General features: G+C 62.2%; 15 protein-coding genes and 1 tRNA gene. 8 read left to right on the top strand and 8 right to left on the bottom strand.

What is annotated here, in order from left to right:
- Positions 1–12: 12 nt before the first annotated feature.
- The 5 genes from tolB to GEOBRER4_RS17470 form a co-directional block, all read right to left on the bottom strand.
- Positions 13–1236 carry a Tol-Pal system beta propeller repeat protein TolB gene (gene tolB, locus GEOBRER4_RS17490; protein ID WP_185243335.1) on the bottom strand — a complete coding sequence of 408 codons (1224 nt, stop codon included), beginning with the start codon at positions 1234–1236 and terminating at the stop codon, positions 13–15.
- Positions 1233–2003: an energy transducer TonB gene (locus tag GEOBRER4_RS17485; RefSeq protein ID WP_185243334.1), complete on the bottom strand. Its 771-nt coding sequence runs from the start codon at positions 2001–2003 to the stop codon at positions 1233–1235. The genes tolB and GEOBRER4_RS17485 overlap by 4 nt, the downstream gene beginning before the upstream one ends.
- Positions 2000–2419, bottom strand: a complete 420-nt coding sequence (gene tolR, locus GEOBRER4_RS17480) for a protein TolR (RefSeq protein WP_085814967.1) — start codon at positions 2417–2419, stop codon at positions 2000–2002. Before tolR ends, GEOBRER4_RS17485 begins: the two co-directional genes overlap by 4 nt.
- A gap of 3 nt (positions 2420–2422) precedes the next feature.
- The gene (gene tolQ / locus GEOBRER4_RS17475) at positions 2423–3097 is read right to left on the bottom strand and encodes a protein TolQ (protein ID WP_085814968.1); all 675 of its coding nucleotides are present in this window, start codon (positions 3095–3097) and stop codon (positions 2423–2425) included.
- Between the two features lie 122 nt (positions 3098–3219).
- Complete coding sequence (locus GEOBRER4_RS17470) at positions 3220–3999, bottom strand: carbon-nitrogen family hydrolase (protein ID WP_185243333.1); 780 nt, start codon at positions 3997–3999, stop codon at positions 3220–3222.
- A 193-nt stretch (positions 4000–4192) separates the two neighbouring features.
- Between GEOBRER4_RS17470 and hemW the strand changes: the two genes are divergently transcribed.
- The 7 genes from hemW (at position 4193) to GEOBRER4_RS17435 (ending at position 13036) form a co-directional block, all read left to right on the top strand.
- Positions 4193–5338, top strand: a complete 1146-nt coding sequence (gene hemW, locus GEOBRER4_RS17465; protein ID WP_185243332.1) for a radical SAM family heme chaperone HemW — start codon at positions 4193–4195, stop codon at positions 5336–5338.
- Positions 5339–5448: 110 nt separating this feature from the next.
- The gene (hrcA, locus tag GEOBRER4_RS17460) at positions 5449–6480 is read left to right on the top strand and encodes a heat-inducible transcriptional repressor HrcA (RefSeq protein ID WP_185243331.1); all 1032 of its coding nucleotides are present in this window, start codon (positions 5449–5451) and stop codon (positions 6478–6480) included.
- Positions 6481–6504: 24 nt separating this feature from the next.
- Positions 6505–7071 (top strand): nucleotide exchange factor GrpE, encoded by a 567-nt coding sequence (gene grpE / locus GEOBRER4_RS17455; protein ID WP_185243330.1) that lies wholly within the window; start codon positions 6505–6507, stop codon positions 7069–7071.
- Positions 7072–7235: 164 nt separating this feature from the next.
- Positions 7236–9158: a molecular chaperone DnaK gene (dnaK, locus tag GEOBRER4_RS17450; RefSeq protein ID WP_185243329.1), complete on the top strand. Its 1923-nt coding sequence runs from the start codon at positions 7236–7238 to the stop codon at positions 9156–9158.
- A gap of 117 nt (positions 9159–9275) precedes the next feature.
- Positions 9276–10400 (top strand): molecular chaperone DnaJ, encoded by a 1125-nt coding sequence (dnaJ, locus tag GEOBRER4_RS17445; protein WP_185243328.1) that lies wholly within the window; start codon positions 9276–9278, stop codon positions 10398–10400.
- On the top strand, positions 10397–10939 hold the full coding sequence (locus GEOBRER4_RS17440) for a phospholipase D-like domain-containing protein (RefSeq protein ID WP_185243327.1): 543 nt from the start codon (positions 10397–10399) through the stop codon (positions 10937–10939). Before dnaJ ends, GEOBRER4_RS17440 begins: the two co-directional genes overlap by 4 nt.
- A 15-nt stretch (positions 10940–10954) precedes the next feature.
- Positions 10955–13036, top strand: a complete 2082-nt coding sequence (locus tag GEOBRER4_RS17435) for a PBP1A family penicillin-binding protein (RefSeq protein WP_185243326.1) — start codon at positions 10955–10957, stop codon at positions 13034–13036.
- 108 nt (positions 13037–13144) lie between these two features.
- Here the strand turns inward: GEOBRER4_RS17435 and gpmA are convergent, their stop codons facing one another.
- Both gpmA and GEOBRER4_RS17425 read right to left on the bottom strand, forming a co-directional pair.
- Positions 13145–13852 (bottom strand): 2,3-diphosphoglycerate-dependent phosphoglycerate mutase, encoded by a 708-nt coding sequence (gpmA, locus tag GEOBRER4_RS17430; protein ID WP_185243325.1) that lies wholly within the window; start codon positions 13850–13852, stop codon positions 13145–13147.
- Positions 13853–13889: 37 nt separating this feature from the next.
- Positions 13890–15236 (bottom strand): M23 family metallopeptidase, encoded by a 1347-nt coding sequence (locus GEOBRER4_RS17425; protein ID WP_185243324.1) that lies wholly within the window; start codon positions 15234–15236, stop codon positions 13890–13892.
- A 619-nt stretch (positions 15237–15855) separates the two neighbouring features.
- On the opposite strand from GEOBRER4_RS17425, the gene GEOBRER4_RS17420 reads away from it, so the two are divergent.
- Positions 15856–16389 carry a DUF3332 domain-containing protein gene (locus GEOBRER4_RS17420; protein ID WP_185243323.1) on the top strand — a complete coding sequence of 178 codons (534 nt, stop codon included), beginning with the start codon at positions 15856–15858 and terminating at the stop codon, positions 16387–16389.
- 459 nt (positions 16390–16848) lie between these two features.
- Here the strand turns inward: GEOBRER4_RS17420 and GEOBRER4_RS17415 are convergent.
- Positions 16849–16924: transfer RNA gene (locus tag GEOBRER4_RS17415), tRNA-Thr, on the bottom strand.
- Positions 16925–17136: the final 212 nt, after the last annotated feature.

The following is a 17136-nucleotide window of genomic DNA, read 5'->3' as shown; positions in this document are numbered from 1 at the left end:
ATGCCGATAGCTTTACCAATTTACCGACCAGGTGGGACTGGAATTCTGGGCCTTGTTGGGCGAGATCCTGGTCTGGCTGCTCCCGTCGACGCGCATCAGGTAGATCGCCTCGGCGCCGTCGCGGGTGGAGCTGAAGACGACGAAGCGGCCGTCCGGGGAGAAGCGGGGGTGCTCGTTGCTCCCGGCGCTGGTGAGCTGGGTGTCCTGGGTGCCGTCGGTGTTGATGGCGTGAATCTGGAACCCGCCTCCTTCCTGGCGCGCGTAGACGATCCGGTCCCCCTTGGGTGACCAGCGCGGCGTGACGTTGTAGCCGCCGTTGGTGGTGAGCCGGCGCTGGTTGCCGCCATCGGCGTCCATAACGAAGATCTGGGGCTTGCCGAGGCGGTCGGAAACGAAGACGATGCGGGAGCCGTCGGGCGACCAGGCCGGGGAAACGTCGATGGCGTGGTTGTTGGTGAGCCGCGCCAGTTCCTTTCCTTCCCGCGAGACCAGGTAGATCTCGGAGTTGCCGTCCTTACTCATCACCATGGCGATCCTGCTGCCGTCGGGGGAGTAGGCACCCATGGCGTTCAGGCCGCTCCTGGAGGAGATGCGCGCTTCGAGACCGGTGAAGAGTTCGCGGCGGTACAGGTCCGGGTTCCCCTTCTTGTAGGAGGTGTAGATGATCTCCTTGCCGGAGGGGGCGAAGTCGGGCTTGAGGTTGATGGAGCCGTTGTTGGTGAGCCGCTGCGGGTTGTGCCCGTCGTAGTCCATGACGAAGATCTCCTTGTTGCCGGAGATCTTGGTCACGTAGGCGATCTTGCCGGTGAAGGGACCTTTCTCACCGGTCAAGGCGCGCAGCACCTCGTCGGAGAAGGCATGCCCCATGCGGCGCAGCTCCTTTGCTGAGCCGCTGTAGCGCTTGGCGGTCACCTCGCGGTTCAGCACCCGGTCCACCAGCCGGCACTCCAGGGTGATGTTACCCCCCTGCGTGCTGTAGGAGCTTTTCAGGATCAGGTCGGCGTCGGCGCCGTTGCCGGAGATTTCGAACGGGCCGGCGAGCCCCAGGTCCATCCCGAACAGCTCGGAGAGCTCCCTGGACACCTCCGGGGTCACCTGTCCGACGAGGCCGGTGGTGGGCGCAGGATAAAGTTTCAGCTTGCGGCTCACCGGGGCCGTTACGTCTATGTATCCCTCTGCCGCCTGTGCCATTTGAGGCGCCAGGAGCAGCAAGGCCAACAGTATGATTATTCTCATCTTATACCGACCCCTTCCGGTCTGAAGCGGAACAAGCGCTTGAAGGTAGCGCCGCCGGGCGGTGGAACCAGAGACTTGCCGGCGAGCGTCACGGCCCGGTGGACCGCGTCGTCAAAAAGCGGGTCACCTGAACCCTTTTCCACATGGTAATCGGCGATCCTGCCGTCGCCCGAAACGGTGATGGTTGCGATCACCTGCGGCGACTTGCTCTGCGATACCATGACTTCCTTGAGTGCGTCTTTCAGGCGGGACTGGAGGTAGGAGGGGTAGTCGCTTCCCGCCTCGCTCCCCTTCCCACCTGGCATCCCCGTTGGCTGGCTCCCCCTTTTCCGAAGCCTTTCCAGGACCTCGGACTGCCGTTTCTCCTGGGCGACGCGCTCCAGTTTCGCCAGTCGTTCGTTGAAGGCCTGCTCCTGGGCCGCGGTGCTCGCAGGATTGTTCTTGGCCGTGGGGGAGGGTGCAGGTGCTTTGGCTGCCGGCTTGGCCGGTTTGACGGGCGCGGCCGGCTGCACCATGGCCGGCGCGGCAGGTGTGGCGGGCGGGGGAGGGACCGCCTCCTTTTCGGCCTCGGCTGCCGGCGTGCCGGCCTGCGGCGAGGCGACGGGGAGGGTGACCATGTCCACGTAGGTGACGGGGGTTTCGTCCGGATGGAACTCCGGGTAGAACTGCCACTTTGCTATGATCAGGAACACGACCAGGTGGCAGACGAAGGAGAGGGCGAACATCCCCTCCGGCCCCGGGTATCGACGTGTCGGCTGCTTTCTCATCGCCGCTGCGGGGACTCCGTTACCATGCCCAGCCGCTCGACTCCCGCCCCCTTGATCTGGGCCATCACCTTGACGACCTCGCCATAGGGTACCGACTGGTCAGCCTTGAGGAAGACCTCGCGCTTCTCCCTGCCGGCCAGCATCGAGGTGAGCTTCTCTTTGAGCTGGTCCTGGGAGATCTCCGAGGAATTGATGAAGGTCCTGCCCGACTGCTCCAAAGAGACCACCAGCGTGTCCTCCTTGGGCGCAAGCGCCTTCGTGTCCGCCTTGGGGAGGTTCACCTGGACCCCCTGCTGCATCATCGGTGCGGTGACCATGAAGATGATCAAGAGCACCAGCATGACGTCGACCAACGGCGTCACGTTGATCTGCGACATTGTGCCGCGGTTGCCGTTGTCCCTGTTGCCGAACTCCATGGCTTATCTCCCCGCGAAGTTGCGCTGCACGATGTTGAGGAACTCGGTGGAGAAGCTGTCCATCTCCGAGATGAGCACCTTGATCTTGTGCTGGAAGTGGTTGTACCCCATGACGGCGGGAATCGCGGCCACCAGGCCGATGGCGGTGGCGATGAGCGCCTCCGCGATCCCCGGGGCGACGACGGCGAGCGAGGCCGAGCCGGTCTGGCCTATCTTCTCGAACGCGGTCATGATCCCCCAGACGGTGCCGAAGAGGCCGATGAAGGGGGCGGTGGCGCCGGTCGTGGCGAGGAAGGTCAGGTACTTCTCCAGGCGGGTGATCTCCGAGGTGGTGGCGCGGCGCAGGGCGCGGGCGATGTTGTCGATCCCCCCCAGGTCGGTGCTGATGCTGTTGGGATCCGCCTTCTCCTCCACCTTCTCCTGGAGCTTCTTAAGCTCCCCGTACCCTTCCTGGAAAAGCACCGTGAGCGGCGAATTCGTGAAGCGGTCCAGCTGGCCGCTGATGGCGTCGAAGCGCTTTGCCTTCCAGAAGAACTCGAGGAAGCGCTCTGAGGCGCCGTTGGCGCGCGAGACCTGCAGCAGCTTGTAGAAGATGATGCCCCAGGAAACGACGGAGAAATAGAGCAAGAGGAAAAGAACCAGTTTTACGACCAGGCCGGTCGAAGCAAACATGCCCACGGAAGGTACCTCCGGTTAGATGTGATCAGACAGGAAAAATATGCTTTACGCAAAACTAAGTCAACAGTAAAGAAACCGCGCGCCGGGTCGGGGAAGCGGGCCCCAAGCCCGGGATTTAGCATTCAATAGCACTCGGGGCGCCGGTCCTTGAAGCAGGTGATGCTCTGGCGCCACTTTTCCATCTCTGCGGGGTCAAGGAGAGCGGTCGGCTCCGCGTTCTCGTACCCCGCCTCCGCGAGCAGTTCTCCCTTCGGCCCGAGGATCATGCTGGAGCCGAAGAAGTCGAGCTTGCCGATGACGCCGCAGGCGTTGGCCGCGATCACGAAGAGCTGGTTCTCGATGGCGCGCCCCTTCAAGAGGCCGCGCCAGTGTTCCTCGCGCGGCTTGGGCCATTCCCCGGGGACCACGATTACGTCGGCGCCGTCGAGAGCAAGCCTGCGCGCCAGCTCCGGGAAGCGGAGGTCGTAGCAGATCATGACGCCGATCCTTCCCACGCTGGTCTGGGCGACGAGGGCCGAATCCCCGCGGTCCAGGTGGCGGTCCTCCCCCATCAGCGAGAAGAGGTGCATCTTGCGGTAGCTCCCCGCGACCTTCCCGCGGTCGACGACGTAGGCGGTGTTGAAGACCTTCTCCCCGTGAGGCTCGGGGAGGCTCCCGACGATGGTCATCGAGAGCTCTGCAGAAAGGGCCTCGAGTCGCTCCACGATCGCAGGGGTGCGCGTGGCCAGCTGGTTCAGCTCCCGGTAGGCGAAGCCGCAGCTCCACATCTCGGGCAATACGGCCAGCTCGACCCCCTGGGCGGCCAGCCGGCGCAGTGCGTTTTCGGCATAGGCCACGTTTGAGTCCACGTCGCCGAGCTCTATGTTGAACTGGACCGCTGCCGCCTTGATGGTTTTTTGCATGTTCCCCCCCATCGAGAAAAGAATTGAACTGACACCGTCGTCCTCCGGACAGCGGAACCCGCGCCAGCGAATTCCGGAGTTTAATCCGACTCCAAGCGGATTTCAAGCAAGTTCCTGCAGTTGGCGCCTGTTTTGCGTGACAAAAAGGGTGGCGATCTGCTAGATGTTGACCTAGAACCAAAAGGAGCCCCCGATGCGTGCCGGCATTTATATACATTTTCCCTTCTGCCTGAAAAAGTGCCTCTACTGCGACTTCAACTCGACTCCCGCTACAGGCTCCGACCACCGGGGGTACGTGGAGCTGCTGCTGAAGGAGGTGGAGCTAAGACAGGCGGCACTCCCCGAACCGGTCAGCGCCCCGACCCTGTACTTCGGGGGGGGCACGCCGTCCCTGATGGGGCCGGAACTGGTGGGGCTCGTCGTCGCATCGGCGCGGGAGAGGTTTTCCCTGGAGCCGGACGCGGAGGTTACGCTAGAGGCAAATCCGGGTACGCTCACTCGGGAGCGCCTGGACGGGTACCTGGCGGCGGGGGTGAACCGCCTGTCGCTGGGGGTCCAGTCCTTCGAGGACCGCCTGCTCAAACGGCTGGGGCGCGTGCACAGCTCGGCTGAAGCGCTCTCAGCCTTCCAGGATGCGCGCCGCGCCGGCTTCGACAACATCAGCATCGACCTGATGCACTCCCTGCCGGGGCAGTCGCTTTCCCAGTGGCGCGAGGCGCTGGAGCTTGCCGTCTCGCTTGTGCCCGAGCACGTCTCCGCCTACGCGCTCTCCATCGAGGAGGGGACCCCCTTCGAGCGGCTCCACGACGAGGGGGCGCTCCCGCTTCCCGCCGAAGAGGAGGCCGCGGCCATGTTCGAGGCGACCACTGCCGTTCTCTCCAAGGCCGGCTACCGTCACTACGAGATCTCCAACTACGCGCTTCCCGGCCGCCATTCCCGCCACAACTCCGCCTACTGGAACAGGCTTAGCTACTTAGGCTTTGGCGCCGGCGCGCACTCCTTCTGGAACCCCGACGGGCTCGGGCGCCGCTGGAAGAACCCCGGCGACGTCGCGGCGTATGCCGGGGGAATCGAAGCAGGTCTTCCCGTGGATGAGGAGCCGGAGCAGCTGACGCTCAAAGACGCCCTCTCCGAGTCCTTCTTCCTGGGGCTTAGGATGCTCGATGGGCTCGACCTCGCGCCGCTTTTGCAGCGCTACGGCGAAGCTGCCCTCGCGCCTTACCTCGAGCAGGCCGCGGCATGGGAAAAAAGGGGCGCCCTCATCCGGGAGGGAAGCCTCATCCGCGTCTCCCCTGGCGCCGTCATCCTCGCCAACGGCATCTTCTCCAGCTTCGTCTAAATTCCCCTTCATTTCCCACTGCCCCCTTGACAAAGCAGAGGGGCGTTGCTAACTTGAAGCGCGTTAGCACTCGAACTTTTTGAGTGCTAATCGCTTTTGAGGTAAGAGACATGGAAGAACAACTTTCCGAGCGCGGCAAAAGGATCCTCGAGGCGGTGATCGAGGATTACATCGCAACAGCCGAACCGGTGGGGAGCAGGACCATCACGCGCAGCCATGCGCTGGCTCTTTCCCCGGCTACGGTGAGAAACGTCATGTCGGACCTGGAGGAGATGGGGCTTTTGACCTCCCCGCATACCTCCGCCGGGCGCATCCCGACCGACAAGGCCTACCGCCTGTACGTCAACTCGATCCTCGAGGTGAAGAACCTCGCCCGCGACAACCGGGAGGAGATCCGCAGGCGCTGCCGGATGGCGGGAAGGGACCCGGCCGAGGTGCTCAGGGAAACGAGCCGCCTTTTGTCCTCGACCTCTAGCTACATGGGGGTGGTGATGGCGCCCCACCTGTCGGCGAACGTCTTCCACCAGATGGAATTCGTGAAGCTCTCCAGCCGCAGGGTGCTCGCCATACTGGTCTCGCAAAACGGGACGGTGCAGAACCGGCTTTTGGAGACCGACGAGGAGATCCCGCAGGAAGACCTGGTCCGGATGGCCAACTACCTGAACGGGATGCTGCAGGGGCTCACCATAGCCCAGGTTCGCGAACGGTTGTTGAGCGAGATGCAAAACGAGAAGGTGCGTTACGACTTGATGATGGCACGGGCGCTCGCCCTTTCACAGCAGACGATACAGGCCGACGGCGCCGAGATCTTCCTGGAAGGGCAGGCGAACATCCTGGAACAGCCCGAGTTCGCCGATGCCGCCAAGATGCGGGAGATCTTCCGGACCTTCGAGAAAAAGAGCATGCTCCTGGACCTTTTGGACCGCTCGCTGTCGGCGGAGGGGGTGCAGATCTTCATAGGCTCGGAGTCGAACCTCCTCAAGATGGAGGGGATGAGCCTGGTAACCTCCACCTACATGACCGGGAAGGACACGGTAGGCGTCCTCGGGGTGATCGGCCCCACAAGGATGGGGTACGGCAGGGTTATTCCGATCGTCGATTACACAGCCAAGCTGATCAGCCGTCTGCTCGAAGCGGAGTAGCGGAATAAAGGAGATAAGAAAGGGATGGACAAGAAAAAACACGATTCGCACCAGCACGATAAGACGCCGGACGCTCCGCAGGATAAAGTGGAAGTGACGCAGCCGCTTTCGGATGCGGATCGCATCAAGGAACTCGAAGAGGCGCTGGCCGCCAAGGGCCTTGAATCCGTAGCCAACTGGGACAAGTACCTGCGCGAGCGGGCCGACCTGGAGAACTACAGGAAGCGGGTGCAAAAGGAGAAGGAAGAGATCCTCAAGTACGGCAAAGAGGAACTCATCGTGGAGATCCTCCCGGCGCTGGACAACCTGGAGCGCGCCATCGACCATGCCAACGAGGAATCGGCCATCGTCGAGGGGGTGAAGCTCACCCTCACCATGCTCCTCTCCGCGCTGAAGAAGTTCGGGGTGACCCCGGTAGAGACACCGCAGGGTACCCCCTTCAACCCCGAGTTCCACCAGGCCATGGGGCAGGTGGCGAGCGCGGACCAGGAGCCCAACACCGTAGTCGCCGTGTTCCAGAAGGGGTACCTCTTGAACGAGCGCCTGCTCCGCCCGGCCATGGTCACCGTTGCCGTCAAGCCTGCGGCTTAAGGCAGGGACTAGGTGCTAGGGACTAGGGGCTAGTGAAGACCGAGAGGTTTTGCCAGCCCCCAGTCCCCAGTCCCCAGCCCCGATTTTTTTTACACCCGCCCCTTGTTTTTCCAACGGGCGATGACTAGCTTGCAGGTACAGTTAAAAAACTAGGAGGCATACACATGAGCAGAGTAATCGGAATAGACCTCGGGACCACCAACTCCTGCGTGGCAGTGATGGAAGGTGGGGAACCGGTTGTCATAGCGAACGCAGAAGGTAGCCGCACCACTCCTTCCATGATCGCCTTCGCCGAAAGCGGCGAGCGTCTGGTGGGGCAGCAGGCCAAGCGCCAGGCGGTCACCAACCCGGAGAATACCCTTTACGCGATCAAGCGCCTGATCGGGCGCAAGTTCGACACCGACGCGGTGAAGAAGGACATCGCCATCTCCCCGTTCAAGATCGTGAAGGCCGACAACTCCGACGCCTGGGTCGAGGTGCGGGGGCAGAAGTACTCTCCCCCCGAGATCTCTGCAATGGTGCTGCAGAAGATGAAGAAGACCGCCGAGGACTACCTGGGCGAGACCGTCACCGACGCCGTCATCACCGTCCCCGCGTACTTCGACGACTCCCAGCGCCAGGCGACCAAGGACGCCGGTAAGATCGCCGGCTTGAACGTGCTCCGCATCATCAACGAGCCGACCGCGGCAGCGCTTGCCTACGGCCTGGACAAGAAGAAGGACGAGAAGATCGCCGTATTCGACCTGGGCGGCGGCACCTTCGACGTCTCCATCCTGGAGCTCGGCGAGGGGGTCTTCGAGGTCAAGTCCACCAACGGCGACACCTTCCTGGGCGGCGAGGACTTCGACCAGAAGATCATCGACTACATAGCCGACGAGTTCAAGAAGGACCAGGGGATCGACCTGAGGGGCGACAAGATGGCCCTGCAGAGGCTGAAAGAGGCGGGCGAGAAGGCGAAGTGCGAGCTCTCCACCTCGCTTGAGACCGACATCAACCTCCCGTTTATCACCGCCGACGCCTCGGGTCCGAAGCACCTGACCATGAAGCTCACCCGCGCGAAGCTCGAGTCCATCTGCGCCGAGCTGATCGCTAAGCTGGAAGGCCCCTGCCGCACCGCGCTGAAAGACGCAGGTCTCTCTGCCTCCGACATCGACGAGGTGATCCTCGTCGGCGGCATGACCCGCATGCCGATCGTGCAGAAGAAGGTGCAGGACATCTTCGGCAAGGTCCCCAACCGCGGCGTCAACCCGGACGAGGTGGTCGCCATCGGTGCAGCCATTCAGGGTGGCGTTCTGCGCGGCGACGTGAAGGACGTGCTCCTGCTCGACGTCACCCCGCTTTCCCTCGGCATCGAGACCCTGGGCGGCGTGATGACCAAGCTGATCGACAAGAACTCCACCATCCCCTGCAGGAAGAGCCAGGTGTTCTCCACCGCAGCCGACAACCAGCCCGCCGTCAGCATCCACGTGCTGCAGGGCGAGCGCGAGATGGCGACCGACAACAAGACGCTGGGGAACTTCGAGCTCTCCGGCATCCCGGCGGCTCCCCGCGGCGTCCCGCAGATCGAGGTGACCTTCGACATCGACGCCAACGGCATCGTCCACGTCTCCGCCAAGGATCTCGGCACCGGCAAGGAGCAGTCCATCCGCATCACCGCCTCCTCGGGCCTTTCCAAGGAGGAGGTCGAGAAGATGGTGCGCGAGGCCGAGGCGCACGCGGCCGACGACAAGAAAAAGCGCGAGCTGATCGAGGCGAAGAACCAGGGGGACAACCTGATCTATCAGACCGAGAAGTCCCTGACCGAGTTCGGCGACAAGATCGACGCCTCCGAGAAGCAGAAGATCGAGGAAGGGGTCGCCGCCCTCAAGAAGGCCCTGGAAGGAAGCGACGCCGACGAGATCAAGAAGGCGAGCGACTCCCTGATGCAGGCTTCCCACAAGCTGGCCGAGGCGGTTTACGCGAAGACCCAGGCGGCAGGCGCCGAAGGCGGCGAGCAGCCGCACGCCGAGCAGGAGGCAGGCGGCGCGGCCAAGGGAGAGAAGGTCGTCGACGCCGACTTCGAGGAAGTGAAGGACGACAAGAAGTAAGAAAAGGTTGCAAACCCTGGGCGCTTTGGTAGAAGATGGCGCCTGCATGAAAATAAAAGCGCGCAACGGGCAGCGTCTCATTAGGGGACGCTGCTCTTTGTGTTACGAGGGTATACATTGGCAAACGGTGAAAAACAGGATTACTACGAACTCCTCGAAGTCAACAGGAACGCCTCCGAGACCGAGATCAAGAAGGCGTACCGTCGACTGGCCATCAAGTACCACCCGGACAAGAACCCGGGGGACAAGGCGAGCGAGGACAAATTCAAGGAGATCTCCGAGGCCTACGAGGTCCTCTCCGACGGCGAGAAGAGGGCGCGCTACGACCAGTTCGGGCATGCCGGCGTTAACGGTGGCGGCTTCTCTTCGGGGGGCTTCGGCGGTTTCGGCGCTTCCCCCTTCGGCGACATCTTCGGGGACATCTTCGGCGAGGTTTTCGGCGGCGGGAGACAGAAAGGGGCGCGCGGCAGAAGGGGCGACGACCTGCAGTACAACCTGGAGGTGACTTTCGAGGAGGCCGCCTTCGGGGCCGAGAAGAAGATCGACATTCCCTACTCCAAGCGTTGCGACGCCTGCGGCGGCTCCGGCGCGAAGCCGGGCACCACTCCCAAGACCTGCCCCACCTGCCAGGGCGCCGGGCAGATGCGTTTCCAGCAGGGGTTCTTCAGCGTGAGCAAGACCTGCTCCCATTGCAACGGCGAGGGGCGTGTGGTCGAGCATCCCTGTCCCACCTGCCGGGGCGCGGGGACCGTGCGGGACAAGAAGACCATCTCGGTCAAGGTCCCGGCGGGCGTTGAGACCGGCATCAGGCTGAAGCTCTCCGGAGAGGGGGGGCAGGGGGCCAAGGGGGGGGGCAACGGCGACCTGTACGTGGCGCTGACCGTGCGCGAGCACCCGCTTTTCAGGCGCGAGGACAACGACGTAATCTGCGAGATCCCGATCAGCTTCACCCAGGCGGCGCTTGGCTGCGAGATCGATGTGCCGACTCTCGACGGCAAGGTAGCCATGAAGATACCGGAAGGGACCCAGTCCGGCGCGGTCTTCAGGATGCGCAACAAGGGTGTCCCGGCGCTGCAGGGGTACGGGCGCGGCGACCACCTGGTGATCGCCAAGGTGGAGACCCCTACCAACCTGAACCGACAGCAGCGTGAGCTCCTGGAGGAGTTCGCCCGCATCAGCGGCGAGGACGTGAACCCCATGCGCAAGAACTTCTTCTCCAAGGTCATGGACATCTTCACTTGAGAAAGGCCCTGCATACGGGATCGGCGTGGGTGCTTTCGGCGCTTCTCTTTGCCGCCCATCCCGTCACTGCAGCACCCTTGGAGCCTGAGGGGGTAAAGGCAGCTCTTCTGGCTGACGCAGCTTACGACGGGGCGCTCATCAAGCGGGTCCGCGAGGCGAAAAGGCGCATCATCTGCGCCTTTTACCTTTTTAAGCTGGGGGAGCGCCGGGGCAACCTCCCGAAGGCTCTGGCGACCGAACTGGTAGAGGCCAGAAGGCGCGGGGTGGAGGTGACGGTGATCCTGGAAGGGGGGAAGCCGGTCGGCCGCGAGAACCTGGCTGCGGCGAGGGCGCTTGCCCGGGGCGGGGTCCGCGTGGTCATCCCCGACGGCAGGCGCGTCACCCATGTGAAGGCGGTGGTTGTCGACGGGCGCTACGTCATGATCGGGAGCCACAACCTGAGCCACGCGGCACTTGCCGGCAACCGCGAGCTCTCGCTCCTGGTGGACTCGCCGGAACTCGCCGTGCAGACCGTGAAATACCTGGAACAGATACGGTAATAAGGAGCAAACAACGTGCTTTCCGACAGGCACTCTTTCCTCAGGACCTTCAGGCACCTCATCCCCTGCGTCATCCTCCTGGCCATAAGCCTTTCTCTAGCCGCGCCCGCCCGGGCACAGATCGCCACCTACCCGCAGCTGCCGCGGGGCTACAGCTCGATACGGGTCTTCGACAACCAGCAGCGTTTCGTTGGGCGGATCATGCCGACCCAGCGCTACTGGGTGGGTATCGACCGCATCCCGGTCTTTCTCCGTAACGCGCTCATCGCCACCGAGGACGCCCGCTTCTACCAGCACCAGGGGATCGACGTGCGCGGCATCGCGCGTGCCCTGGTGAAGGACGTGGTAAAGGGAAGGCTCGCCGAGGGTGGCTCGACCATCACCCAGCAGCTGATCAAGAACAAGTTCCTCTCCGGCGAGAAATCGATTGACCGCAAGGTCAAGGAGGTGCAGCTCGCCATGGATTTCGAGAAGAAGTACACCAAGGACCAGATCCTGGAGATGTACTTCAACGAGATCTATTTCGGCAACGGCGCCTGGGGGATAGCGCAGGCGGCGCGCCTTTATTTCGACAAGAACCCGGAGGAGCTGACCGAGGCGGAGTGCTCGCTTCTGGCTGGGGTCCCGAAGAATCCGGGGCGCTACAACCCCCTGGGGGACACGGCCAAGGTGAGCGCGCGCCGCAGCACGGTTTTGAAGAGGATGCTGGACGTCAAGATGATCACCGCCGCGCAGAAACGCGCCATCGAGGCGCACCCTGCGACGGTGATCAGGGCAGGGCAGGCCCAGGGGTACCTCGACCTGGTGCGCCGGCAGCTGATGGAGCGCTACGGCGCGAAGGTGGTAGAACAGGGGGGGCTGGACGTCATCGCCGCGCTCGACCTCGACCTGCAAAAGCAAGCCGAGCAGATGCTGCGCGAGGGGGTGAAGAAGGTGAACCCAGGCCTGCAGGGGGCCCTTTTGAGCCTCGACCTCAAAACGGGCGACGTCCTGGCCGCCGTGGGTGGAACCGACGGCAAGGGAGGGTTCAACCGCGCCTTCTCGGCGAAGCGGCAGCCGGGTTCCGCGATCAAGCCGCTTATCTTCGCCGATGCACTGGAAAACGGCTTCACCGCCGGTAGCATCCTGGACGATCACCCGGTCGCCTACAACCGCGGCAACGGGCAGCTCTGGAAACCGCAGAACTACGAGCGGAAGTCATACGGCGAGCTGTCGCTTCGGCAGGCGCTGGCGCACTCCAACAACGTCATCACCGTGAAGCTCCTCGACGCCATCGGAGTCAACAACTTCGTCGGCTTCGCTGGAAGCCTAGGGCTGACCCTCCGTTCGCCCAACGACCTCTCGCTTGGGCTTGGGACGGACGAGGTTACACTGAAAGATCTCGTTTCCGCCTACACCCCGTTTGCCAACGGAGGTTTCCGCTCCGAGGCCCGGACCATCATCCGCATCTTCGACCGCAGCCGCCGTGCCTGGACCGAGAACCCGCCTGTTGTGGAGCCGGTGCTCCCGCCGGTCACGGCGTTTGTCACCACCGAGATGATGAAGGACGTGCTGGATTACGGGACCGCGAAGGGGTTGAAGAAGTTCGCAAGGCAGCGCCCCTCTGCCGGGAAGACCGGTACCACCGACGACTATCGCGACGCCTGGTTCGTCGGCTACACCCCGCAGATCATCACCGGCGTCTGGGTCGGTTACGACAAGCCGAAGCCAGTGGGGAGAGGGTTCACCGGCGGCGCCGTTTCGGCGCCGATCTGGGAGAAGTTCATGCGCGTCGCCACGGCCGGCAAGCCAGCGGTTGATTTCCCCAAGCCCGATGGCGTGGTGACTGCCACCATCGACCCGACGACCGGGGAGCTTGCCACCCCCGACTGCCCGGCCACCAGGGACGAGTTCTACATCGTCGGGACCGAGCCGACCAAGTACTGCTCCAAGCACGGCGGAGGTACCCTGGAGCATGTGGCGCCGGAGCCGCAGCCCCAACCGGAGCAAGTGACCCCGCCGGAGCAGCCTGAGCCTGCAGCCACGGAACCCGAGGCGCCGACCGAGGAGCCCGCGACACCGCCGCTGGAGCCCGGGGAGACCGCGCCCCAGGAGTAACTTCGGTTCGGGGTCGGTCTCTTTAGGGGCGAAAGATGCTGTTACAAGCAAAAGAAAAGGGGATAAGCCCATTGGGACTTATCCCCTTTTTTTGACCGATGGGTGGAGCTACCCATCCTGTGCCAGGTCTTTCAGGTAGTAATGGCGGATAGGTTTCAGATCGTGGTCCAGTTGGTACACCAGCGGGCTTCCCGTCGGGATCTCCAGCCCCACGATGCCGTCGTCGGACACCTGGTCCAGGTACTTGATCAGCCCCCGCAGGCTGTTGCCGTGCGCCACGATCAGGATGCGCTCTCCTTGCCGAAGCGCCGGGACCGCCTGCTGCTCCCAGAAGGGAAGCACGCGCTCCACCGTGTCCTTTAGGCACTCCGTGTCGGGTAGGAGCTCTTTGTGGAGGGACCGGTAACGCGGATCGAACGACGGGTGCCGCGGATCTCCCTCGGGAAGCGCCGGCGGCCGCACCTCGTAGCTGCGCCTCCAAAGTTTTACCTGCTCGTCCCCGTACTTTTCAGCCGTCTGGGCCTTGTTCAACCCCTGCAGAGCGCCGTAGTGTCTCTCGTTCAGGCGCCACTCCTTGTGCTCCGGAATCCACATCTGGTCCATCTGTTCCAGCATGATCCAGAGGGTCTTTACCGCACGCTTGAGAAGCGAGGTGAAGGCGACGTCGAAGACGAAGCCGTGCTCCTTCATGAGCCGCCCCGCGTCGCGGCTCTCCTCTTCGCCCCGCTCGGAGAGCTCCACGTCGGTCCAGCCGGTGAAGAGGTTCTCCTTGTTCCAGGCGCTCTCGCCATGCCGCACCAGCACCAGTTGATGCATCTTTACCTCCACCTATCCTGATCGTCGCTACTTCGCCCTACTTCCCGGTTCCGGCAGCCGCAGCCGCGGCGTCCCTTGCCTCCTGCAGCTTGTCCGTCACGTTGTTCTTGATCCAGGACGGGTCCCACCACTCGATCGGGTTCACCTCCTGCCCCGACACCACCACGCCGAAATGCAAGTGGTCTCCTCCGGCAAGCCCGGTGTCCCCGGTGTCGCCGATGGTGTCCCCCTTTTTCACCTCGTCCCCTTCCTTCACGCCGATCCGGCTCAGGTGGCCGTAAAGGGTCTGCAGCCCCATCCCATGTTCGATGATGACGCACTGACCGTAGATCCCCAGGTCGTCGGCATACACCACCTTGCCGCGGTTGGCCGCGGGGACCCTGGCGTGGGACAGGGACGCCAGGTCGATCCCCAGGTGGTGTTGCTGGTCGACCTCTTTCCCCTTGTAGTAGTAGCTGCGCAACTGGTTGAAGGTGCCGCGCGGGGCCGAATTGGGCAGGCGCAGGAAGTCCCCTTCCCAAAGAGGGGTGGGGGAGGTTTTCAGGCCGCACTGCTGCAGGATCTTCGCATCGCTTTGCCGCACCTCGCGGTTCACCTTCAGGTACAGCTCCAGCGGGTTCGTCACCTGGGGGAAGCGGTCCTTGAATTCCGAGAAGATCTTCTCCAGGAAGGCGTCGCTCAACTCTATGCGGTCCCTGGGGAAGGCCTTGGCCAGGACCCGGTAATAGATCCCCGTCAGCCGCTCGTTCCCCGCCTGGTCCACCGCGGTGATTTTTGGTATGAAACGCTCCGGGGGGACGTCGTAGGGGAACGGGAACAGGGAGGCGTAAAAACCCTCGGGCTGCTTATAGCCGGGATAGAAACGGTCCGCGAAGGTGACGCCGGTTTTCACGACGTCCCGGTTCAGCGCATAGACGGCGAGAGCGGAGCCTCCCGGAGAGACGTTATGCGCTGTGCTGATTACGGTGACGACAGGTGGCTTGTTCTGCACCACGAACTGAAGCGCGACCGCGGTGCTGTTGCCCGAGCCGAACCTGACCAGGGACCGGTCAACGGCAGCTATCTGCAGTGTCACCGGCCCCTCCTTGAGCCCGGGCGGCGGCGGGAGCCGGAAGACCTCTTTCGCGTCCGTGGTCCCCGCCGGGTATTCCTTATTCAGAAGCGGAAAGCTCTTTTCTCCCTGCACCGCCGCGACATTCAAGGATTTGAGGCCCGAAGCGCTGTCCCGCAGGGTCAGAACGAGGTCCGCCCTGGAGGCGATGGGACCCGGGCGACGGGAGAGCGCCAGGGCGGGGCCTGAGGTGTCGACGAAGTAGTAGATCCCGATTCCCGCTGCGATTGCTACTAAGAGGATAAATATCCCGAGGATTGCCGAGGTTCTCATTTGGGCTCCCGCTCTCAACGCTGTAGTTGCCACCCCGGTGCATCCGCCCTTGCTGTGGCAGCTTTTCCGGGATCACTGCCGGAGTATAAGTCCCGGCTAATGCACCAACGGATTTTAGCATCCACATCTTCAAAGTCCAGTCTCCACGCCGCAGTTGGGCGATGTCTTCTCAAGCAGGGAGGGTAGTTTTGAGTCATAGCGATGATGCACATGCTCAAGAAAAAAATTGACACTCTCTGTGAAAACCCTCGATAGGTGGTATAGTTAAGCACAGCTAGCTAGCTGTAACAGGATCTCGGAAAAAGGAGGTAGCAATATCGAAGGAGACTCCACCGAAGAGAATTCCCATTACAAGACAGAAGTAACCAATCCGGTGCGAGAAGCACTGGAGTGACCCCTGCAACGAGGGATCGAACAAACAAAAGGAGGCCCGCGCATAAGAGCAGGCCTCTTTTCTTTGTACCTCGCCGCACAAATGTGATAGCAGTGACTATTACCGGAAATCGGTAACGGTTTTCATAGAGAGGTTTTCCCCGCAGTGGGGGTAACCTTCACCCGTCTGCTCTTCTTCTAAAGAGGAGGATGGCATGGGAACAATTAAATGCAAAAGGAGGGAATCATGAAAAGAGTAACAGCAACGGTACTTGCCATGGTAATCGCCATGGCTTCGCTCCAGGGGTGCTACGGGAAGATGGCCTTGACCAAAAAGGTGTACCGGGTCAACGGCGAGGTGCACGACAAGTTCCTGCGCAGTCTTGTCACCTGGGTCTTCATAATCGTGCCGGTGTACGGCATAGCCGCGCTCGTCGACTTCGTCCTCTTCAACACCATCGAGTTCTGGAGCGGCAACAACCCCGTGGCGCAGGGAGAGAAGAATTTCCAGTACGCGGAAAACGGGGAACGCTTCCAGGTGAACGCCCGCAAAAACGGGGACACGGTCACCTATACCTTCAACCATTACCGGGGCGACACCCATCTCGATACGCTCTCCATCGACTGGAACGTCAAGAGCGGCAACTCGGTTGCCTCATTCAACGATCACGGCAACGTGACACAGTACCAGGCACAGCGGAGCAAAGGTGGCGTCGAGGTAACCAGCACGGGCGTCGGGGCCATGAACAACACTTCCAGAACGGCTGCACTGTACAATTGATTGAGACTCTGGAACGTCGTGGCCGAGCTGTGAGTGCAGCTGGACAGCCACAGAGAGTCCGCAGGTGGTTCAGGTACTGCATGGGCAGGTTAGCGTTTGCTCATAGACAAAGGCAGGGCTTTTGGAGGGGGCAACTGGAGCAGTATACAGGCAAAAAAAAAATTTAAACAGACTGTTTCTTTGGTGCGCCCGATGATACTGTAACACTCAGCTAGCTAGCTAAGAGAAATCTCGAAGAAGGAGGCAACCGACCATAGAGGAAACTCCACCGATCAGGATTCTCAAAACTTGAAAGCTGTAGCTGTCCGGTCCGTATAGGCACCGGCATCCACCCTTGAAAAGGGTTCCCAAATGTAGACGCTACAACCAGAGGCCCGCCGAACCCGGCGGGCCTTTCAATTTTTTAGCCCCCCCTTGCAGGAAAAGGAAAAGCCCCCTCGGGTTGAGGGGGCTTTTTTGTGGAGCCGAAGAGCGGACTCGAACCGCCGACTTGCTGATTACGAATCAGCTACTCTACCAACTGAGTTACTCCGGCCTTTTATCTGGTCCTGCGCCCACCGGGCGAGCTAACCTGCTGGTATCCTTGCCACAACCGGGGGTGAAGCCGGTGGTTTGCAGAGCTACCTTTTACCGTAAAATCCTCTATCCGTCAATTACATTCTGGCAGGCGCTAAATGAGCTTACAGGCAAACAAGAGGCAGGGTTTGGTAAAACATGAGGATGGCTGCCGAAGACTGCGGTTCGCAG

It is taken from the genome of Citrifermentans bremense (assembly GCF_014218275.1).
GTDB lineage: Bacteria > Desulfobacterota > Desulfuromonadia > Geobacterales > Geobacteraceae > Geomonas > Geomonas pelophila.
The sequence above is the reverse complement of the archived record's forward strand: the minus strand, read 5'-3'. Positions and strand labels throughout refer to the sequence as shown.